The following is a 20,606-nucleotide window of genomic DNA, read 5'->3' as shown; positions in this document are numbered from 1 at the left end:
GTTCAGCCCCAGGCGCCCGGCGCGGCCGCGCCGGCCAGCCGCTGCGCCAGCTTCCGTCTCAGGCCGCGCGGCAGCGACACGATGTCGTGCAGCGGCCACCCGTAGCCGCCGGCCATCGCATGGATTTCATCCAGCAGTGCCTCGCGCTCGTCCAGCAGGCGCTGCAACACGAAGGACTGGACGTCGAAGCGGGCCTGGCGCGGTTCGCCGCATTCGGCACAGTTCGCGTCCAGCTCCACGTCGACCAGCGGGGCGAGCGTCTCGAGGCGGGAGTCCAGTTCCTGCGGGTTGGCCTGCGCCTGTTCCGCTCCCGCGACCAGCGCGCGCAGATGCGCGTGTCCCTGCACCATTCCGTACTGGGCCGCGGCCTCCTCTTGCGCCGCGTCCGGCAAGCGATAGTGCCGCCCCCGGCTATCGGCAAGCAAGCGCGGCGCGTCCACGGCGGCCGCCTCGGCCTGTGCGGCCAGCTGCATCTGCAGGGCACTCAGTTCGAACGACAGGTCGTACATCGCGCCGCACGCTTCGCATTCCAGCGACGACACGATGCGGTCGCCCCACAGATGGCGATGCAGTGCGCACAGCAGGCCGTCGCGGTCGCTCGCGCTCAGCTCGCCGGCGCTGCACGGTGCGTCCTCCATCAACCGATCCAGCAGCGCCACCGCGGCGCGCGTGTCTACACCGGCCAGCGCCAATTCGTCGCTGCCCAGTGGCTCGCGCAGGCGCACGAGCAGCCGCTGCGCGGCCACGTGCCGAAGGGGAATTCGCTCGCTGACATTGGGCATGGTCTGGCTCAGGTCTCGGCGGGCTCGGGCACCTCGACGTCACGCACCCAGCCCTCGTTCTGCAGCACGATGTGCTCGAAGGCCACTGCGTGCCCGTTGGCATCGAGCTCGGGCAGCGCCTGGTACTCCGATACCCAGCAGCGGAATACCTTGTAGGTCTTGGCCACCTTGCCCTGCTCGTTGAGAAGTTCGATCAGAATGTCTTTGCGGAAGTCCTTGAGCGTCAGCACGAAACCGGCCTCCACGGTGTAGACCCTGTTGGCCCAGAGCTCGAACTCGGGGTCGTGGGTCACACCGCGCTCCAGCGTGATCGGTTCGAACTTCCAGGTCGAGGGCGAATGCCGCGACGTGCTGAAGTCGTTGCCTTCGCGGTGCGAAACCACCTCGGTGCTACGCTTGAGCGCCGAGACCTTGGAGACGCCGGCCACGAAACGGCCGTCCCACTTGACCCGGAACAGCATGTTTTTATACGGATCGAAGCGGTGAGTATTGACGGGGAACTGCGCCATGAGCTTCTCCTCACGTTTGGATCTGGCCGGCCATCTGCTGCAAGGTCAGCACCACGAACTCCGCCGGTTTGAGCGGCGCGAAGCCGACCACGATGTTGACCAGGCCCAGGTCGCGATCGTTCTGCGTGGTGGTGGTCGCGTCACACTTGACGAAGTAGGCGTCCTTGGGCACCGTGCCCTGGAACGCGCCCTGGCGGAACAGGTTGTTCATGAAGGCGCCCACGTTCAGGCGGATCTGCGCCCACAGCGGCTCGTCGTTGGGCTCGAACACCACCCACTTCAAGCCACGGTACAGGCTTTCCTCGAGGTACAGGGCCAGCCGGCGGATCGGGATGTACTTGTATTCCGAGCCGAAGCCGTCGTCTCCGTCCATGGTGCGTGCGCCCCAGTTGACAATGCCGTTGGGAAAGACGCGGATGGTGTTAATGGCCTTCGGGTTCATCACGCCGTTCTCGCCGTCGGAAAACCTGAGCTCCACGCCGGAGATGCCGCGCAGGTCGGCCTCGGTACCGGCCGGCGCCTTCCACACGCCGCGCGTGCCGTCGATCCGCGCCATCAGGCCGGCGATCGCGCCGCTGGGGCCGACCGCCACGTCTCTGGCGCCGTCGTTCACTTTCAGCCGCGGGTAGAACACCGCCGCGTGATCCTTCACCAGGCCCACGCGCAGCGTGTTGACGCCGACAACCGCTCCCGCCGCAGCTTGCGAGTCGGGCCAGTTGGCCGGCGGGTCCATGATCAGGAAGGCGCGCCGTTGCCGGCAGAACAGGCTGGCCGGTCCCCACAGGGCCCTCGTGGTGGCATCGGTGTGTTGCGCATCCTTGGGCAGCACGAGGAGGTTGAACAGGTCGACCTCCTGGTCTATTCGCTCGTAGGCCTTCTGGTAGTCAGCCAGCGTCGGTGGCCCGCCGTCATTGCCCAGAACTGCAGCGCTCTGGAATGCGCCGGCGCCAGTGCCCAGGCTGTAGTAGCGGACGTTGCTGTTGAAATTCGGTCCGATGTCGGTGCCGGCGGTGACCACCAGGCCCGAGAGCCCGTCGCCGCCGTCTGCCGCGACGATGGCCAGGCGCGACCCCCAGACCTCCGCACTCCACGGGCTCTTGGTGGGATCGGCCGCGCGCGCCGCAATGACGGCCGTGGCGACGATGGCCCACTTTTCGCGAACGCCGTCGCTCACCGGGTCGGGCTGGGCCGGCGGCTTGACGCTGTTGCGGTCCTGGAACAGCTTCGGGTTCACGATCGGCACGTCGGGGCCGACCACGACGGCCGGGGTGGTGTTCAGTGCGTTCGCTCCAACCAGTGGGACGGTCACGGCGCCGATGGTGATGTCCGTGATGGCGGTGCCGCCGGCCTGCGGCAACTGCGCGAAAGACACGAAATTCGTGCCGCCGAAGTAATCCGGCTGGAACAGCACGCCGTTCGGCGCCGGCCGCTTGCGCGCCCAGCGCGAGACTTCGATGCCGCCCTGAGCCGTGCCGAGCATGAGCGCGCCCGCCACATCCATGGTCGGGTCCGGGCCGGGATCGATGAATACGTCGCCATTGTCCGAGGCGATTCGCAGCAACCGCGTGTTGGCGTTGTTTTCACCGGCCTGGCCGGTGGGACCGGTCTCGAGCGTCACATGCACCTGCGCCGGGCTGACCCGTGCGTTGATCAGGCTTTCGATCGCTGTCGGGAGGTTTGCGAGGATGGTCGCCGGCGCGAGCAGGGGCGCCACCGTGAAGTCGAGGTCGCCCAGGTCGATCTGCTGTGAGGTGCCGCCATCCACGGAGATGCGGAACTGGAAATTCTGACGCGCAGGCAAGGGCTTGCGGCCGAAAAGCGCGATGCACTCGTCGCGGAAAATCGCGGCCGTGCGCGCGGCGATGGGGCGGCCGCCCTGCGAAAATCCGCGTCCTGCCGGACTCGCGGGAATCGGCAGGCTCACGTCGGCTGCGCGTATCAGCCTGGAGTTTTGCTCCAGCACGTCCTGCGCATACCGCGGGTGCGCCGGATTCATGTGCAGGCCCAGGTGCGTCTCGACGTCGACCTTCTGCAGTGCGCCGGTGCTGTTCTGCATCCACCGGAAGACCTCCATGTTAAAGGTCGATTCCGGCTGGGTGGTGTTGTAGCTGACCCGGATGCGGATGTCGTTGCCGAACGTGCCAGGCGAGCGCGCTTCGATCGCCAGCGAAGGCGTCTTTGCCTCGGTCAGCAACTGGACGGCCGCGGCCCGCAGCGTAGTCCCCCCTTTCTCCTGATCGGCGATGCGGGATACATAGCACTGCGTCCCGCCATTCTGGAAGAACAATCGCACCGACGTCGGCAGTTCGCTTTGGGCGAACTGCGAGGTGAACCCGCGTTCGAAGTCCTGGTAGCTCAGGCACTGCAATGGCGTGTAGAGCTCGCCCTTGCGCGCGCGCCCGATGAACATCCCGATGGACGTGCCGACGCCGGTGATGGTGCGAACCCCGCTGGGCACCTCCTGCACGTAGACCCCAGGGTAAGTCAATGCGACTGGCATGCAGGCCTCCTGCAATGAAGTGGTGAGAGATCGCGGCGCGCACGCGGGGCCGCCCCGCTAGCTTTCATGGCGGGAGATCGGATGGAGGCTGGCACGCCAGCCGGTAGCGCACGCGCCCGTCGGACGCCCGATGGGCGATAACGACACCACGCTCGACCAGCCACAGCAGCGCCGGCTCGACCCGCGGCGACGGCAATGTCTCGGGGTTCAACCACCATTGGCATATTCCCTCCAGGGTGTCCGATGCCTGTGGATGCGCGAGCCAGTACGCCATGAGTGCCTGCACTGCGGGATATCGAGGATCCAACGCATCCATCACCGCCTTTCCGGGTTGCGCCAGGACCACCGCAAAAGCCGGGCCTGCCTGAGGCGATGGCGCGAATCCTTGATTTGCCTGGGAACCCGGTTGCAGCAGGCGGTGGAGGCAGGATGTTTCTCTCCAGCCCCCCTCGCCGGTACGCGTGGCGGGGCGCCATAGCCCGCGGGCCCTGCGGAGCGCCGACGGGCTCTGCGTGCAAATGTCCTGGGGTAGGACTTCTTTGTCCTGGGGCGCCGGCCTCAGTTCAGGTTGCGGAAATGCGCGGCGTCGATCCCGTGGCGCCGCAACAGCTCGAAGAAGGCGCGCCGGTTCTTGGCGGCGGCGCGCGCGGCCTGGGTGATATTGCCGTGGCTTTGCACCAGGAGCTGTTCCAGGTAGTGCCGCTCGAAAGCCTCGACCGCCCTGGCCTTGGCTTCGTGAAAGGAAATGGGCACGACCCGGTCGTCGAAGGCGGCGCCCGGCGCCTCGCCATCAAGCTCGATGTCGGCCGCCTGCAACGTGCTCCCCTGCGCCAGCAGCACGGCACGCTGAATCACATGCTTCAACTCGCGGACGTTGCCAGGCCAGTCGTGCGCCAGCAGGCGATGCAGCGCGCCGGGCGTGAGGCCGCCCAGGCAGCGGCCGCACTCGCGATTGGCCTGGGCCAGGAAGTGCATCGCCAGCGCCGGCACGTCCTCACGCCGTTCGCGCAAGGGGGGCAGCGTGAGGTTCAGCACGTTGAGGCGGAAGAACAGGTCCTGTCGAAAAGTCCCGGCTGCGGTCGCGCGGCGCAGATCGCGGTTGCTCGCCGCGATCACCCGAACGTCGGCGGTTCGCCGCTGGCTGCAGCCCACCATCCGGTACTCCTTCTCCTGCAGGAAGCGCAACAGCTTGGCCTGCGCGGCAAGAGGCGTCGCATCGATTTCGTCGAGGAAGAGCGTGCCGCACTCGGCCTCCTGCACCAGGCCTTCGCGCGCAGCCACTGCATTGGTGTAGGCACCGCGCGTGTGGCCGAAGAGCTCGCTTTCCACCAGCTCCGAGGGAATGGCGGCGCAGTTGATCGCGACCCACGGCCCGCGCGCGCGCGGGGAGCTGTAATGGATGGCTTGCGCAAAGACCTCCTTGCCAGTGCCCGTTTCGCCGAGCAACAGCACGCTCGCAGTCGAGCCCGCCAGCACGGGCACGCGTCGCACGATCCGCAGGAACCCCGGGGCGCGACCGATCAACCGCGACGAGAGGTCGGCCGGCAGCGCTGGCTCGATCGCGGGCTCGACACAGGGCAGCAGGCCGAGCGCGCGGCGCAGCCGCAGGCGGATCTCGGCATCCGAGCCGGAGAGCTGGCAGAAATCGAACGGAGCACAGGCGAGCAAGCGGGCCAGCAGCTCCTCCGGAAGGTCCTGCGCGAGCACCACGGTCGGGACGCCGGGCCAGGCGGCGCGCAGGCTGCACAGCGACGCGCAGCACGCGGCCAGATGGGCGACGTCGGTCAAGAGGACGACGCCTAGCGGCGGGATCGGCTGCGGAGGCCCGTCGGAACAATCGAAGATGATGACCGGCGTCCCCGTCGGGGCACCGTCGCAGGAACCGAGCGAGCTTATCAGTCGGCGCGTCCGGTCGACCGCGGAAGGGTCCTCGAGGAAGGTGCGAAGCTGCAGCTGGAGTGGCGCGCAGTCATGAGCGCCCTCAGGAGCTGGGGCCGCGCTGCCGCGCGCGAGCGCCGCCGCGGTTCGGTCTGGATTCGACCCCGCTGCTGCCATGATGCCCCCTCTGAGAGAACCTGCCCCTGTTTTTCGCACTCAACAGGCTAGCCATTATGCGGACTGCCTGTTTGCTGCAGGGCCGCGATCCAGGGTTGCTCGCACTGACATGGCCCAACACAGGTGCCACGTGCTGCGTGGCTTGCAGCGAGCCGGCTAGACAAACTATGCAAGACGGCACCGAATCTGGCGCACCAGCGCCAAATCGCTTATGTCTGAAGACCACGCCACGCTCGCACAGCAACTCGCCGATATCACGGCGGCTGAGCTGAAACCGAAAGTACCAGGGCACTGCGCAACTGATGAGCGCAGCCTGAAAACGGTGTCCGTGATAGAGACGGTTTCGCCTTGCTCATCGCTCGATCCACGTGACCGGTCCGTCAAACTGACAAAGCAACCAGCCGAAGCCGAACGGGACGGTGCCGCGCCGGAGTCGAAGCGCAAAAGAGAGTTGGGGTCCAAAACCAGAACGCCCCGGGATGGTCGCGAGTGGCACCGACATCGCGCCGGTGCCTGTGACGGGGATGGCGGCAAACTTTTCGCCGATGCCGCGGATCGCTCCCCCGCGTTTGGCTAACGTGAGCGACGGCGGCGCAGCTGTTCGCCGCGTCTCCTGGTGGTCGCCTGCGGCTTCGCCCACTATCGTGCCTGGTCTCATCGCAGGCGCTCCCGGATTGTTGCATCTTGTTCTTGCACGGGGCGGCGCACACAGGCGGATCCGAGCAATGAGTGGAGCGTAGATGAAGCCAACCAAAACGCAAATTGCACGCAATTTAATTCTGATCTGCACGTGACAATTCCCTGGAAGGCGAGCCAGTCGTTGCCTTCGACGCAGACAGGATGCTCGGCGTCTGCGCGACGACGCACATCTGTCACGCCTGTCCGGTCTGCTCCGAGAACAGGGCGGATGATGGTGACAAATCCGACTTCAGCCATGTGGCCGCGCCCTACCTGCAGCACGACATCAACGTCGCGGTGGTCATCATCTACCGGCTCTCACCCGACGTATCCCTGGCGGCAATCGTGCAACTGCCACCCGAAAGGTAACGGGGCCGCCCTCTTTATTGCTTCATCTTGCAGCGCCAGTAGAGGCCGCCACATACTTCGCCAGCGTCGCGACTTGTTGATCGGTCAAGCCTTTGAATGCTGGCATCTGACCAATACCGTTGCGCACCGCTATTTCCACACGCGATGCATCCGGCTTGAGTTCATCCAGATTCGGGCCGATCGCGCCTTGTGCGCCAGCGTGTTCCAGCGTGTGGCACACCGCGCATGCCGGTACTGCAGTCTGAGTGAACAGCTTCTTTCCCTCTTCCATATTTGCCTGCGCCAGTGCATTGCCGCCAGCGAGTGCAGCGATAGCAGCAAGCGCTCCGCTTGCTGCCTGTCTTACGTAAAACGGCATTCCTTTTCCCTTTAAACGACAGTGATTTGCATTGCGTGGTCGCGCCAGCTGGTGTTGTTATAGCCGTGGGCGTTTTCCACACGCTCTTCCGGTTGAACCTTACCCTTGGAGTCTGTTGCGCGGCACGCGATCGTGTACGTCCCTGGCGTCAGCTTCACCGGCAGCACGAACTGGCGCCATGCATAGCGGCCCAGATCCGGGCCGACGAATCTTGCAGCCTTCCAGGTCTTGCCGCCATCGATGGAGACTTCCACGCCTCGCACCGCATTGATACCGCCAAAGGCAACACCTTTGATCTGCACGAGACCCGCCGAAACCGGACCGCCGTCGGAGGCCGGGCTGTTAATCCACGACTTGACGCTCATTTCCCAAATCGAAGGCTGACTGGGATCTCCCTTCTCTCCCGGAGGCGAGAAGCGATAGCCGGTCTTCTGGATCGCCGCGTCCGTCTGCTCTGTGGTAAAGGCGAGGCGCTTGATGTATTTGACATTGTTCACGCCGGAATAGCCGGGCACGATGATGCGCAACGGCCCGCCGTGGGCATGCGGGATTGGCTCACCGTTCATTTCCCATGCCAGAAGCGCATCGTCGATGGCGCTCTTGGGCACCGAACGCTCCACGATCACGGTCTTTGGATCGATCCCTTCCGGAATCTTCTCACCGCCAGTGCTGGTCATGTAGGCAGCGCCAGCCACCATGCCGCCCAGCGCTTCGATCACCGCACGCACCGGCACACCGCTCCATATCACGCATCCGGCTGCACCTACTTGCCAGGGCGTGCCACTCGGCTTGCTCGGAAAATAGCCGCGGCCGTTACCAGAACACTGGAGCACCATCGCTACAGTTTCCAGTCCCATGGTCTTGAGTTCCTTGACCGTCAACTTGCGCGGATTCTTCACGCCTTCAACTGTGAGCTCCCAACCATCGCGGTCGGCAACGATGCTCACATCGGGTGCTGGAAGGTTATTGCGGATATACAGCTGGTCAGCCGGCGTGATGATGCTGGTGCCATACGCAGCCCGCCTGGTTTCGAGGGTGTTGCCTGAATGGACGATCATTGCATTCGGATCCTTCCATGCAACATAAGCCGGCAGCGGCTTCCCCCCAGCCGCTGGCGTAGCCGCCGGCGTGTCAGCAGCTTTTGCCAGGCCCGACATGGAGGCCACGATCGCAGTTGCACCCCCGGCCATCAGGCGGCGACGTTCAAGGTTAATGACTGACTCCGCAAGGATCGAACCTGTTTTCTCTGACATTAGGGTCTACTTATAGCGATGATTGTTCAGATCACCGAGCCCGTTGTCTGGAGCGACTCGGCGAAGACAGAAGGCGATGGTCTATTTCAGAAACAACTAACACCCACGGCCTCCATTGGCCGGATAGGGCGCCAGCATTTCCGGTGCCGAGTATCCCGCGTACCTGCCTGTGCCGCTTATCTTTTCGGGACATCCATTTACCAATTCGGGACAGTCGCCAGGTAATTGAGACAAGCTGCCAGCCGCCTTATCCAAGGCGCCCGGCCCGCGCGCACCCACATGATGATCGACGAGTGGGAAGGCAAATTCGAATATCGGCGTTCCGGAGAGATCTGGGCCTTGCCTTTCGTAGCAGGGCGACGGCTCGTCGGCAGCCTCCACGAAAGTCAGCGTGACTTCGGTGGGCTGGCGGGTTGGGCGGCGGACAGCGCACGTGCGCAAAGCTGTCTTGCATTGCGGTGCTATTCAAAGCTGCGGAAATCGACGATCCAGCGCACCTGCACCGCTCGGTTCTTGTCGCAAACCGGAAAGTACGAGGCGTGCAAGGGAAAGCGGAAAACTGCGCCTGGCCAGATGATTCGATGAACGCAGACATCAACCGGTTAAAGGAGGTGCAAATGCCTTTCTTGCCAACTTTCTACTGGCTGAAAGCCTGCTTGCAGGCTTGCTGACTGTGAGAGCCACAGGCGGCTTCGTCATGCCGTCTGAAGCAAATTTCCTGCAGCCCGGACCAACTGAGTCACCACACTGGTTTGTCCTTTTTCATGCTCAAACGGCAAGCCGCAGGTGAACCGTCCTATCAAATAGAGAAGAGGAGACGACATGGCGAAAGTCGTTAGGATTTATGAAACAGGCGGGCCAGACGTCCTGCGTTTTGAGGACGCCCATGTTGGTGAGCCGGGGCCGGGGGAGGTCCGCCTCCGTCACGTGGCCGTCGGCCTGAATTTTGCTGACACCTACTTCCGCAGCGGTATTTATGAGATTCCGCTGCCCAGCGGCATCGGCAACGAGGCCGCCGGCGTGATTGAGGCCGTCGGTGCCGGCGTCACCCATCTGGCGGTCGGCGACCGTGTGACCTATACAGGATTTACCCCCACGTTGGGCGCCTACAGCACGGAGCGACTGATCGCTGCCGCACCGCTGATCAAGCTGCCGGTGGCAATCAGCTGCGAAGTCGCGGCAGCCATGACCATGCGGGGCTTGTCAGCTGCCTACCTGCTGCGCCGGATCTGGCCACTCAAGGCGGGCGACACCGTGCTGCTGCATGCCGCGGCGGGGGGGGTCGGTCTGATCATTTCACAATGGGCCAAGCTGCTGGGGCTGACAGTGATTGGAACGGTTTCTACTGAGGCCAAGGCAGTAGTGGCGCGTGCCCATGGCTGCGACCACACGATCAATTACAGCCATGAGGACGTGGCCAAGCGCGTGCGGGAACTGACGGATGGCGTGGGGGTGTCCGTGGTCTTCGACAGCGTGGGCAAGGACACCTTCATGTCCTCGCTGGACTCCCTCAAGCGCCGCGGCCTACTGGTCTGCGTCGGCACCGCCTCCGGCAAGATCCCACCGTTCGATCCGGCAATTCTGGCGCGTAAGGGCTCGGCGTACGTGACTCGCCCGGGCCTGGCCGACTATATCGCTGATCCTGCCGAAAAGGCGGAACTCGTGGATGAACTGTTCGGCCACGTGGCCGCGGGCCGCATCCACATCGAGATCAATCAGCGCTATGCGCTGGAAGATGCCGCGCAGGCACATCGGGACCTCGAATCTCGAAAGACCACCGGCTCGTCCATTTTCGTGATTTGACAGTTTCCCTCCCTGGTCCGGGCGGCATTAGCCAAGTCGGCAGTCGAGTCCGGTTGTTCAGGATCCGCCGCCGCTGCTTCGCGAAGCAGCTTTCTCATCTAGTTCGACTTTCTCAAGATCCACATCTCAACCTGGAGATCCATCAACATGAACTTCCTTGACGGCCACCTGTATCCCGAGAACCAGCAGCCCCTGATCATCACCGCCGCTCCTTACGCGCCGGGCTGGATTCCTTCGGACTTCCCCGAAGATATCCCTGTCACCATGGCGGATCAGATCCAGAAGGCAGTGGATTGCTACGAAGCCGGTGCGCGAGTGCTGCATCTGCATGTGCGCGAAGAAGATGGCAAGGGTAGCAAGCGCCTGTCCAAGTTCAACGAACTGATCGCTGGAGTGCGCGCCGCCTGTCCGGAAATGGTCATCCAGGTGGGAGGTTCAATCAGCTTCGCGCCTGAAGAGGGGCAAGGTGCCAAATGGCTTAGCGATGACACTCGCCATATGCTGGCCGAACTCGATCCGAAGCCCGACCAGGTCACGGTGACCGTCAACACGTCGCAGATGAATGTGACCGAGCATGCTGGTGTTGACGACTTCAAGGGCGTTTCGCGAGGATTCCCGCAACTCTATTCAACCTACAAGGACATGGTCGTGCCCTCGAACCCCAGCTGGTTCGAGGAGCACGTTCGACGTCTGACTGCCGCCGGAATCCAGAGCGAGTTCCAGTGCTACAACATCAACAGCTTTGAAACGATTGAGCGGATGATTCGCCGCGGCGTCTACAAGGGCCCGCTGGTGATGAACTGGGTGGCGATCAGCGGCGGCATGGACCAGGCGAACATCTACAACCTGGCGAACATTCTGCGTGCTGTGCCGGACGGTGCCGTGGTAACGGTGGAGAGTTCGGTGCTGAATGTGCTGCCGATCAACATGATCGGCATGGCTTTGGGCTTGCATGTGCGGTGTGGCATCGAGGACGTACTCTGGAACCAGACCCGCACGGGCAAGATGAGCACCGTCGAGCAGATCAAGCAATTGGTGCGTATTGCCGGCGAATTTGGTCGTCCCATTGCGACCGCGCAACAGACCCGGGAGATCCTGCAGCTTGGGGTGTTCTATGACACGGTGGAAGAGACGCTTCAGAAGAATGGCTTCGCACCGAATCGCAACGGTGGCCACCAGGGCTTCCTGCGCAAGCTCGAATGCATGTAAGAAGCCCGCGGGGGAACTGACAGCGTATGGTGCAAGGGTCGAACAGTATTTTCCGGAGACACCCTCAAACTGAAGCTGCTGTTCCCTCGTCGGACGGGTTCACGACCTTTCTCAATACAGAAGTCCGTCATGCTCCAAAAGCAAGCGAACTTACCCTCCCGGGGCTAGCAACGAATCGTAGCGCTGGCCAAAGCCGAAGGCAGATCTGGGCCCTTGCTTCATGCAGTGCTCAGCCAACAGCTCACGCAGCCTTTATTGCGCTGCGCTTCGTGCCAGCGTTGCTCATACCGCCATTGACGTTGCCCTGCTGTCAGGGCAACGCGGGTGGCAAGAGCACAGGTTGACCGATAGTCAACAAAACAAGTACATGGTGGAGGTAGACAATGGCATTTCGAATTCAAAAGCTGGTTGCGGCCACGGTGGGCACGGCAGCGCTCTTGGTGTTGTGCGGTTCAGGGCGGGCTCAGGAAGCCTGGCCCGCGCGCCCGGTTCAGATGATCGTAGCCTCGTCGGCAGGATCAGGAACCGATGCCCTCGCACGCGTGATGGCGCAACGCCTGTCGGTCGCTCTGAAGCAACCCGTCGTTATTGAAAACCGGCCAGGTGGCAGTGGAGTCATTGGGACAAACGCTGTAGTCAAGGCGCCAGCCGACGGATACACAATCCTTTACACCACGGCATCGAACCAGGTCATCGCCCCGGCCGTACTGAAGACCATTCCCTACGATCCAAAGAAGAGCCTCGTACCGATTGCCCAGACGGCCGAGGGTGGCGTGGTGTTACTGGTGAGCACGGATCTGCCAGCTAACAACCTGCCGGAGCTCATCCAGTTGGTGAAGGCGAATCCGGACAAGTACAGCTACGCTAGCTGGTCCATAGGATCTTCAGGGCAGCTGATGATGGAATGGCTCAAGAAGCAGACTGGCATGAAGACCGACCACGTCGCGTATCGGACTTCAAATCAGCTATTGACTGACCTTGCCTCAGGTGTCGTGAAAATTGGCTGGACCGATCCGAACGCGCCGGTCCCCTTCCTGCGCTCCGGAAAGGTCCGTGCCATTGCCATTGCAGGCAATGCGCGCGCACCGCAGCTTCCCGAGGTCAAGACCATGGGTGAACAGGGCTACAAGTTCGATGCGGTGGGCTGGTTCGGCATGTTCGCGCCGGCGGGAACCAACCCGGCGATCGTGAAGCGGCTGGCCGATGAAGTCAACAAGGTCCAGGCGTCCCCTGAGCTCGCAGCCATGATGAAATCCATGAACTTTGCGCCGCCGCCTGTGAAGACCTCGGCGCAGTTCGGCGAGACTGTCAGCCACGATCTGCAGGTCTGGTCGAAGATCGCGGCCGACGCAAAAATCCGGCTCGATGAATGAACCGTGCTGAGCACGGGGACGCTGCCAGCCTGCTGGTAGCCAGGTAAAAACCGCAGCAGGTAGGCTGGTAGGATGCGGACGGGTCCGGCTCTTGAGGCGCGCACTTTGCCGATCGGGCCGTCCGTCAGCATTTCACTCTGAGGCGACACGCGCTGCGCGCGTTCGCCCAGCAGCCCGGTTCGCGCTAACTTGCTAACGCCGGGGGGCTAGAATCATGAGATTCGGCTGGCATCGCCCGCGAAGGTGCTGTCTGTCGGCGCACGCTGCCGCTTGCGGCCCGGCTCTCCTTGGGGCTGCAACCGAATTGCACGTGATACCAGCGCGAGAATCCGCTTAGCGCGGCAAAACCGAGCAGGGTCGCCACTTCAGTCAACGGACGATCGCTCTCGATGACATGACGCGCGGCGAGTTCCATGCGGACTTCATTAACGATGGACGAGAAGCTCTGCCCCTGTTCCGCCAGTCGGCGCTGAACCGTGCGGCACACCACATTCAGGTTTTCGGCCACATGTTCCATGCTGCAGCGACCACTGGGCAACAGCAACAGGATCGTGCGCCGCACGTCCTCAAGCATTGTCGCCTGATGCGACCTGGCGGCCTCGTCGATCAGCTTCTGCGCGTAGCGCGCCATAGCCGGATCGGCTCCCGGGTTGCGCGCATCGAGATCGGCTTTCGCGCAGATGACGCCGTTGAAGTCACAGTCGAATTTGACGTGAGGGCCAAAAAACCGTTGGTGCGTACTGAGGTCACCCGGCGCCGGGTGCTCGAAGCATACGCGCTGGGGCTGCCAGTCGGGCTTCAGGAGTTGGCGTATCAAGCGCACCATGACGCCTAGCGCTAGTTCAACCCTTTGGCGAGTTGGCTGATGTACGTTGCCAGCTAATAGCGCCTCGCGAATAATGACCAGTTCACCACATTCTTCGACCGCCAGCGACTTTGCGCCGTTGAGCATCGGTAGGTAGCGCATTAGCATGCCAAGCGAGTCGCGCAGCGTCGGCTGGTCGCGGATCAGCATTCCTACTGCCCCAAGATTGGACAACAGGCGCGACTCGGCCATGCACAGCCCGAAACTCTCGTTGCCTGACATGGTTGCGGAGGCGTGGAGCAGGCGTCCGAAGCGCTCGACTGGAATCATGAGGTCCGGCTCGCGCAGTACGCTCGGACTTAACCCCGCGTCAAATAGCATCCGCACCGGGTCCAGCCCGGCGGCACGAGCGACCTCGCTGTAGTTGGTCAGGGCTCCTGCGCGGACAAGTAACGACATCGAAAACGGACGCGGAAAAATGACAGGCCATGATAAATCGCTGTCATGTCTTGTCAAGCGAGAATAACCCGCGACATACATCCTCCTTAAAGGTGGCAGGGACCACTTCAGGAGGCCGCCGTGAGGCGTTGAATCCTCTCGGGCAACTCGAGCCCGATCTAGCCAAGTCACTGCTGCGATCGAGATGCGTCAGGGCATCGTTGCCGCTTGCCATTCAATCGCGAACGCCCATGACAGGGCGATGATTGCCACCGGCCGGTGCGACGCTACGGGTGACAACTGACCCCATTAAGTGCGCTGAGTCCACTCCCAAAGGCAATCCATTGCGGCCTGCGTCAGTGAAATGCTGTCGTCAAATGCTAAGTCCAAGGCGTACAAGGCAAAGCGGGAAGTATCGCCAGGCAGGATGATACGGTTCGAGGAGCCCCTTATTGAAATTCATCACCTCGAATGTGCCCCCACCTTCCTCGCTACAGCGCTGTCACATTGGCGTATCCCGCTTGCAGCAGATGGCAGCGCAGTTGGTCGATGACGATCCTGCCCGGTACGGAGCACGGTGGTGGCATGGAAGATCGTCGGTCTGAAAGGATACTGCAATGAAACGCTTCACCCAGACGGTGCGCCAAGGCATGGCGTTTACGCTCGCCGTTGGCTCGCTGATGCCGGCCATGGGCGCGGCCCAGGCGGCCGAGTGGCCAACCAAGCCTGTGCGGATACTCGTTGGCGCGCCTCCGGGCGGTACTGCGGATATCGTGGCACGCCTGGTTGCCCATGAGCTGGAGGCTCCGCTTGGCCAACCTGTTATCGTCGATTACAAGCCCGGCGCCGGCGGCACCATCGCCGTGCAGAGCATGCTGTCTTCGCCGCGGGACGGCTACACCTTCCTCTTGATCCAGAAAGGGATCGCCTCGGAAGTGCCTCACGTCATCAAGGCGCCGTACGACCCGTTCAAGGATATCGTCCCGATTGCCCAACTCACGCGGTCCAGTCTCATCCTTGTCGGGACTCCCAGCCTGCGTGCGAAGAATCTTGGGGAACTGGTTACATACATCAAGGCGAACCCGGGCAAGGTAGACTACGCAAACTTCGGTGTCGGCACGCGTGGTCACACGATGGGCGTGCAATTCAATCGCCTTGCCGGGCTCGATGCAGGCACTGTGAACTACAAGGGGTCGCCGCCCGCACTGCAGGATGTCATGGGCGGACAGGTTCCTCTCATGTTCGACGGCCCGGCGACTTCGATGCCGTTCATCAAGGCCGGGAAGCTCAGAGCCTATGCCGTAACTTCGCCCAAGCGGATGCCGGCACTGCCGAATGTCCCCACCTTCTCCGAGTTGGGATACGCCGACCTCCAGGACGTGAGCTGGATGGGGCTCTGGGCTGCGTCTGGCGTACCGCCGGCCGTGATCGCCAAGATGCGCGACGCTACGCTCAAGGTAACGCAATCGCCCACGCTCCGCACAAAGCTCCAGGAAATGGGGATGGAACCCGGCTCGCTGGCTGCCACTGAAGAACTCCGGAAGGACATGCGCGAGTCCTACGAGCGCCAGGGCAAGCTGTTGCGCTCCATCAACTTCACTCCAGACTGACAGCGGCCAGATTGTCGAAGACGCGCTTGCGCGTCTTCACACAGCTCTTGCACAAAATCACTGGTCAGCGTCCCTACAGGAGAAGTCAATGACCCAGGCACTCAGGATCGATTTTGTCTCCGATATTGCATGCCCATGGTGCGCCATCGGCTTGTCGTCGCTCAAACAAGCGCTGCAGCAACTCGGGAAGGAAGTTGACGCCGAAATCGTCGTGCATCCGTTCGAGTTGAATCCCGACATGCCTCCGGAAGGGCAGGCCCTTCTCGACTACGCCAGGGAGAAGAATGGGAGCACCGCCGCGCAAGTCGCAGAGAGGCTGGCGATGATACGCGAACGCGGTGCAAGCGCGGGCTTCGCCTTCGCCACCAGAACGCACGTCTACAACACCTTCGATGCGCATCGGCTGCTGCACTGGGCCGGCTCCCAGGGCAAGAAGCTGTCGCTCAAGGAGGCCCTGCTGAAGGCCTATCATGGTCTCGGCAAGGACCCCAGCAATCACGATGTGCTGCTGGAAGCCGCCCAATCGGTGGGGCTCGATGCCACGCAAGCGCGACGCGTGCTGGAGAGCCGCGAGTATGCTGACGAGGTGCGCGGCGAAGTGGCGGAATTCCAGTCGATGGGTATTAACTCTGTTCCATCGATCATTTTCGACAACCGCTACCTTGTCACGGGCGGACAGCCGGCCGATGCCTTCGTGCAGATCATTCGCGAGGTGCTGGCGAAGCGGGAATCGGCGCCAGTAAGCCAGTAAGCCAAGCCGGTAAGTGACAGAAGCCACTGAGCCTGTTCCAATCCAGCTGCATCAGAGAGAACGCACCCGGACGGCTGTGCCTCGAGGTCGCAGACGCAAAGCTCAGCAATAGCGGGCTCTGCGACCCTCTGCAATGACGCATGCGGCGCCTCGAGGCGAGGTCGCCACACCTCGCTCAGAGTTGCTGGATCAGTTCCTCAGCCAGCGGCCACGGCCCATATCCGTCTGCCGGCCCGAGATGCCCCACTTCGCCTGCATCGACGAAACGGCTGCCCCAGGCCTGCGCCAGCTCGCGGACGCGTTCGAACTTCCCGAGCGGATCATTGCGGCTCGCAACCACAATGCTCGGGAATTGCAGACGCCGCCGCGGGATCGGGGTCCAGCCCTCGTCTGCCAGCGTCTGCGGATCCTTGTATCCGGCGGGTAAAGGACTGTCGTAGTCGGTCGGCCCGGCAAGCAAGACACCCTGCACGGCGCGCTCCGTCTGCTCTGCCCAGTGAACGGTGATCAGGCAGCCCACACTATGGGCAACGAGGATGACCGGCCCTGCAATGCCGCTTACTACGCGGTCAAGGTTCGCCACCCTGGCACTGCGCAACCTCTTGTCCTGATCGATCTGGGGCACAATGCGGACGGCTCGCCCCTGCTGCTGCAAACGCTCTGCCAGCAGCGATTGCCAGTGCTCCGGCATGTGATCGCGAAAGCCGGGGACAATCACGACCGTTGGCTGATTTCCGGATGTCATGGGATTCATACTCCTCGTTTGGTTTGACGGCTCGCCAACGCAGTCTTGGTCGTCAGCGAGTACCGCGGATGGTCGCCAATCCCGTACACTCGCACGGTGGCCGATGGCTTTGGTTTGTTTCATGCGCGCCTGTTGTTGCCGGCCGCATGACCTATTCCGTATCGCACCGAACAACAACGGTGCCAAGCTTGGTGCCCGCTTCGACAGCCAGATGAGCCTTCACTGTGTCTCGTAGGTCGAACACGCTGTCGACAGCGTGAATGGCATCCGGGACATCTTTCATCCAGCGCGACAATCCCTCCTGGGCGATCCAGCGCATCTCGTAGGTGAACCCCGGCAGGTATAGCCCCTGCAGGCAGAGATTCTTCCGAATCAGCGTGGCCAAGGGAAGTTCCGGCTCAAGGTCGGCGCCGCTGGCATACGAAACCCACTGCGCATGATTGGCGGCGACCTGCAGGCACAGTCTTGAATTGTCGACAGCATTGACATCGACAATGTGATCAACGCCTCGTCCCTCGGTGGCATCGAGAATTTGCTGCGCGGCATCTGGTGCGGTGTAGTCGATCACTGCATCGGCGCCGCCAAGTTTGGCGTGGGCCGCCTTGGGTTCGGAGCTGGTGGTGGCAATGACATGGGCGCCTCCCCATTTGGCAAGCTGTACCGCGTAGTGGCCGACGGCTCCCGCACCGCCAGTCACGAGGATGGACTTGCCTCTGATCTCTCCACGCTGAAACAGGCTGATATAGGCGGCCATGGCCGGAATGCCAAGGCATGCGCCCTGCGCGAAATCGAGGTGCTCCGGCAGTGGTGACGTCAGCTCGTGCGGGAGGCAGATGTATTCCGCCGCAGTACCAAAAGCACGCCCTCTTTGTCCGAAATGCAGCCAGACTCTCGAACCGAGCAGCCTGTGGTCGACGCCGTCCCCTAGCCTGTCGATCACACCCGCCCCATCGCTATTCGGAACAATGCGCGGGAACTCCATTCCGGCATGCATGCGTCCCGCGCGCCGGTTTGCGTCCGCCGGGTTGACCCCCGACGCGTGGAGTCGCACGCGTACCTCGCCGGGTGCCGGTTGCGGAGTGGGCAGCTCGCCGAACTCCAGTACCTCCGCGGCCCGTCCTTGTTTCTCGTACCAAATCGCCTTCATGATGCCCTGGTCCAATTGCGCATGGAGAGCAGCAAGTGATCCTGCCGGTTCGCTTGCAAATCAGTAGGGGATATCGCCCACGATGCCGGCGCGCTCCAGCTTGCGCGGTGCCGGAAAGTAGTCGTTGACGGCGTAGTGCTGTGTGCTGCGGTTGTCCCAGACCGCAACGTCGCCCTCTTGCCATGCCCAGCGCACCTGATATTCGGGAATGGTGGCGCGGCTGGTCAGGTAGTTGAGCAGCAGCGAGGCGCCGGGCGACTTGTCGATGCCGTAGCGCACATTGTCCGGCGTGCTGTAGTTGGTGAAGTGCGTCGTGAACGAGGCGCCGACGAACAGGATCTTCTCCCCGGTCTCCGGATGGGTGCGTACCACCGGATGCTCCACGGGCGGATGCTCCTGGGCCAGCTTTGCGCGGTTTTCCGGTGTCATGACCGCACCGAAGCTGTGTTCGATGCTGGCCCTGGCGCGCAGGCCGTCAATCTTCATCTTGATCTCTTCCGGCAGCTCCTCGTACGCCTTCACCATGTTGACCCAGATGGTGTCGCCGCCGATCTCCGGACATTCGATACAGCGCAGCACTGCCCCCATGGCCGGATTGGGGCGCCACAGGCCGTCGCAGTGATAGCTGTTCTCGAAGCTGTGCGGGTTGTCGCTGCGGTAGACCTTCACCAGCCCCGGATGCTCGGGAACACTGCCGACGACCGGATGGTCCTCCAGCTTGCCGAAGCCGCTCGCGAAGGCCACGTGATCGGCGCGCGTGATCTCCTGCTTGCGAAAGAAAAGGACCCGGTGCTTGAGCAGCGCCGCCCGGATCTCGGCGAAGAGCGCCGGATCGCGCGCTGCCTCGCCGAGGTTGACGCCAGAAATCTCGGCCCCGATGGCGGGCGTGATTTGCCTGATCTTCATGTTTCAGTCTCCTGCAGCTTGGTGAATTGACGGACTGTTCAGTGTCCGGCTTCTTGCAGGCCAGTATCTGGCGTCCCCGGCTTCCCCGCTTATTTTGCTGGGACATTTGCTTACCAATTTGCGACATTCAGGGGACGGCCGCATCCAGCTACGGCAAAGTTTCCTAACATTGCGTCGTCGCACAAAGCAGTTCATTCCCTAGCCAGAGAACGAAGGACATCTACCATGGCAGCACCCCAGAGCAAGGTTATCGTCACGTGCGCCGTGACCGGCGGCATTCACACTCCGACGATGTCGCCTTATCTACCCATTACCGCGCAGGAAATTGAAGAAGAGGCTGTTGCCGCGGCCGAGGCCGGCGCCTCGATCGTCCATCTCCATGCCCGCAAGCCGGAGAATGGCCAGCCGTCCCAGGACCCCGCGCTCTTTCATGAATTCCTTCCGCGCATTGCGGCTCGCTCCGACGTGGTGATCAACCTCACGACGGGCGGCGCCCCCAACATGCTCCTCGAAGAGCGCCTGCAGCCGGCGCTGCAGCTCAAGCCCGAGGTTGCCTCGTTGAACATGGGGTCAATGAATTTCGGGCTGTATCCGATGCTCGCCCGGCACAAGGAGTTCAAGTACGACTGGGAGCGTCCCTATCTGGAGGGTTCGGAGGACCGCGTCTTCCGCAACACGTTCAAGGAGATCCGCTACATTCTGGAATCGTGCGCCGACAACGGTACCCGGTTCGAGGTCGAATGCTACGACACCAGCCATCTCTATACCGCTGCGCACTTTGCTGACCGCGGGATCCTCAAGGCGCCGTTCTTCATCCAGTCTGTGTTCGGCCTGCTCGGTGGTATCGGCACGCATCCGGAGGACGTCATGCATATGCGCCGCACCGCCGAGCGCCTGTTCGGCAAGGACTACTACTGGTCCGTGCTCGGCGCCGGTCGCAGCCAGATGCCGATCGCGTCGATGGCGGCTGCCATGGGCGGAAACGTCCGCGTGGGCCTGGAAGATTCGCTGTGGGAGGGTCCGGGCCGGCTCTCCACCAGCAATGCCGAGCAGGTCAAGCGCGTCGTCGGTGTCTTGAAATCCCTGAACCTTGAAGTCGCCACGCCGGACGAGGCGCGTGACATGCTTCAACTGAAGGGCAAGAGCGCTGTCGCGTTTTGACGAGGCGAAGGTCCCCTGGCGGCCAGTGGTCCTGGTTGCGGGGCCGGTCTCGGCATCTGTCACGCTGCCTTCCTTGAGCAGCACCTCCTGGTCGAATCCAGGCCTATGTGAGCTTCTTTCACGCTCTCGCTTTGCCTGGCAAGAGTTCGGCTGG

Annotated in this window: 20 protein-coding genes and 1 pseudogene; 8 read left to right on the top strand and 13 right to left on the bottom strand. The window is 62.7% G+C overall.

The window, feature by feature from the left end; genetic code table 11:
- Window positions 1-2: 2 nt before the first annotated feature.
- The 7 genes and pseudogenes from CTP10_RS30575 to CTP10_RS41315 all read right to left on the bottom strand — a co-directional run bounded on the left by CTP10_RS30575 (window position 3) and on the right by CTP10_RS41315 (window position 6,348).
- Window positions 3-782 carry a hypothetical protein gene (locus CTP10_RS30575; protein WP_116318456.1) on the bottom strand — a complete coding sequence of 260 codons (780 nt, stop codon included), beginning with the start codon at window positions 780-782 and terminating at the stop codon, window positions 3-5.
- A gap of 8 nt (window positions 783-790) precedes the next feature.
- Window positions 791-1,291: a phage tail protein gene (locus CTP10_RS30570; RefSeq protein WP_116318455.1), complete on the bottom strand. Its 501-nt coding sequence runs from the start codon at window positions 1,289-1,291 to the stop codon at window positions 791-793.
- A gap of 10 nt (window positions 1,292-1,301) precedes the next feature.
- Window positions 1,302-3,791, bottom strand: a complete 2,490-nt coding sequence (locus tag CTP10_RS30565) for a phage tail sheath family protein (protein WP_116318454.1) — start codon at window positions 3,789-3,791, stop codon at window positions 1,302-1,304.
- Between the two features lie 64 nt (window positions 3,792-3,855).
- Window positions 3,856-4,065 (bottom strand): hypothetical protein, encoded by a 210-nt coding sequence (locus CTP10_RS30560; RefSeq protein ID WP_147316197.1) that lies wholly within the window; start codon window positions 4,063-4,065, stop codon window positions 3,856-3,858.
- A 284-nt stretch (window positions 4,066-4,349) separates the two neighbouring features.
- Window positions 4,350-5,579: a sigma-54 interaction domain-containing protein gene (locus CTP10_RS30555; RefSeq protein ID WP_158577641.1), complete on the bottom strand. Its 1,230-nt coding sequence runs from the start codon at window positions 5,577-5,579 to the stop codon at window positions 4,350-4,352.
- Window positions 5,580-5,966: 387 nt separating this feature from the next.
- Window positions 5,967-6,150, bottom strand: a pseudogene (locus CTP10_RS41320) (IS6 family transposase); the annotation flags it as partial.
- Between the two features lie 48 nt (window positions 6,151-6,198).
- The gene (locus CTP10_RS41315) at window positions 6,199-6,348 is read right to left on the bottom strand and encodes a SpvB/TcaC N-terminal domain-containing protein (protein WP_442875260.1); all 150 of its coding nucleotides are present in this window, start codon (window positions 6,346-6,348) and stop codon (window positions 6,199-6,201) included.
- Window positions 6,349-6,686: 338 nt separating this feature from the next.
- On the opposite strand from CTP10_RS41315, the gene CTP10_RS41165 reads away from it, so the two are divergent.
- Window positions 6,687-6,893 (top strand): hypothetical protein, encoded by a 207-nt coding sequence (locus CTP10_RS41165; protein ID WP_317924626.1) that lies wholly within the window; start codon window positions 6,687-6,689, stop codon window positions 6,891-6,893.
- Window positions 6,894-6,915: 22 nt separating this feature from the next.
- Here CTP10_RS41165 and sorU read toward each other — a convergent pair whose 3' ends face one another.
- Both sorU and sorT read right to left on the bottom strand, forming a co-directional pair.
- Entirely contained in the window at window positions 6,916-7,251 is a 336-nt protein-coding gene (gene sorU, locus CTP10_RS30540; RefSeq protein WP_116318450.1) for a SorU family sulfite dehydrogenase c-type cytochrome subunit, read from the bottom strand.
- Window positions 7,252-7,262: 11 nt separating this feature from the next.
- Window positions 7,263-8,504 carry a SorT family sulfite dehydrogenase catalytic subunit gene (gene sorT / locus CTP10_RS30535; protein WP_116318449.1) on the bottom strand — a complete coding sequence of 414 codons (1,242 nt, stop codon included), beginning with the start codon at window positions 8,502-8,504 and terminating at the stop codon, window positions 7,263-7,265.
- Window positions 8,505-8,783: 279 nt separating this feature from the next.
- Here sorT and CTP10_RS30530 point away from each other — a divergent pair, with 279 nt between their 5' ends.
- From CTP10_RS30530 to CTP10_RS30515, 4 genes are all read left to right on the top strand, one after another.
- Window positions 8,784-9,089: a hypothetical protein gene (locus tag CTP10_RS30530; RefSeq protein WP_147316196.1), complete on the top strand. Its 306-nt coding sequence runs from the start codon at window positions 8,784-8,786 to the stop codon at window positions 9,087-9,089.
- A 237-nt stretch (window positions 9,090-9,326) separates the two neighbouring features.
- Complete coding sequence (locus tag CTP10_RS30525) at window positions 9,327-10,307, top strand: quinone oxidoreductase family protein (RefSeq protein WP_116318448.1); 981 nt, start codon at window positions 9,327-9,329, stop codon at window positions 10,305-10,307.
- Between the two features lie 147 nt (window positions 10,308-10,454).
- Window positions 10,455-11,516, top strand: a complete 1,062-nt coding sequence (locus tag CTP10_RS30520) for a 3-keto-5-aminohexanoate cleavage protein (RefSeq protein WP_116318447.1) — start codon at window positions 10,455-10,457, stop codon at window positions 11,514-11,516.
- Between the two features lie 383 nt (window positions 11,517-11,899).
- Window positions 11,900-12,889 (top strand): Bug family tripartite tricarboxylate transporter substrate binding protein, encoded by a 990-nt coding sequence (locus tag CTP10_RS30515; RefSeq protein ID WP_116318446.1) that lies wholly within the window; start codon window positions 11,900-11,902, stop codon window positions 12,887-12,889.
- Between the two features lie 184 nt (window positions 12,890-13,073).
- Here CTP10_RS30515 and CTP10_RS30510 read toward each other — a convergent pair whose 3' ends face one another.
- Window positions 13,074-14,153 carry an AraC family transcriptional regulator gene (locus CTP10_RS30510; protein WP_116318445.1) on the bottom strand — a complete coding sequence of 360 codons (1,080 nt, stop codon included), beginning with the start codon at window positions 14,151-14,153 and terminating at the stop codon, window positions 13,074-13,076.
- A 596-nt stretch (window positions 14,154-14,749) separates the two neighbouring features.
- On the opposite strand from CTP10_RS30510, the gene CTP10_RS30505 reads away from it, so the two are divergent.
- A complete protein-coding gene (locus CTP10_RS30505) occupies window positions 14,750-15,742 on the top strand; it encodes a Bug family tripartite tricarboxylate transporter substrate binding protein (protein WP_116318444.1) in 993 nt (330 codons plus the stop codon).
- A gap of 88 nt (window positions 15,743-15,830) precedes the next feature.
- Window positions 15,831-16,493: a DsbA family oxidoreductase gene (locus tag CTP10_RS30500; RefSeq protein WP_116318443.1), complete on the top strand. Its 663-nt coding sequence runs from the start codon at window positions 15,831-15,833 to the stop codon at window positions 16,491-16,493.
- A 175-nt stretch (window positions 16,494-16,668) separates the two neighbouring features.
- On the opposite strand, the gene CTP10_RS30495 is transcribed toward CTP10_RS30500, so the two are convergent.
- The 3 genes from CTP10_RS30495 to CTP10_RS30485 form a co-directional block, all read right to left on the bottom strand.
- A complete protein-coding gene (locus CTP10_RS30495) occupies window positions 16,669-17,238 on the bottom strand; it encodes an RBBP9/YdeN family alpha/beta hydrolase (RefSeq protein WP_116318442.1) in 570 nt (189 codons plus the stop codon).
- A 151-nt stretch (window positions 17,239-17,389) separates the two neighbouring features.
- Window positions 17,390-18,385, bottom strand: a complete 996-nt coding sequence (locus tag CTP10_RS30490; protein ID WP_116318618.1) for an NADPH:quinone reductase — start codon at window positions 18,383-18,385, stop codon at window positions 17,390-17,392.
- Window positions 18,386-18,445: 60 nt separating this feature from the next.
- Window positions 18,446-19,291 (bottom strand): TauD/TfdA dioxygenase family protein, encoded by an 846-nt coding sequence (locus tag CTP10_RS30485; protein WP_116318441.1) that lies wholly within the window; start codon window positions 19,289-19,291, stop codon window positions 18,446-18,448.
- A gap of 225 nt (window positions 19,292-19,516) precedes the next feature.
- Between CTP10_RS30485 and CTP10_RS30480 the strand changes: the two genes are divergently transcribed.
- Window positions 19,517-20,452 (top strand): 3-keto-5-aminohexanoate cleavage protein, encoded by a 936-nt coding sequence (locus CTP10_RS30480; protein WP_116318440.1) that lies wholly within the window; start codon window positions 19,517-19,519, stop codon window positions 20,450-20,452.
- Window positions 20,453-20,606 lie beyond the last annotated feature (154 nt).

Origin of the sequence: Cupriavidus sp. P-10 (genome assembly GCF_003402535.2) — a bacterium.
Classification (GTDB): Bacteria; Pseudomonadota; Gammaproteobacteria; order Burkholderiales; family Burkholderiaceae; genus Cupriavidus.
Note: the sequence above shows the minus strand (reverse complement) of the source record. Positions and strands in the feature narration are given on the sequence as shown.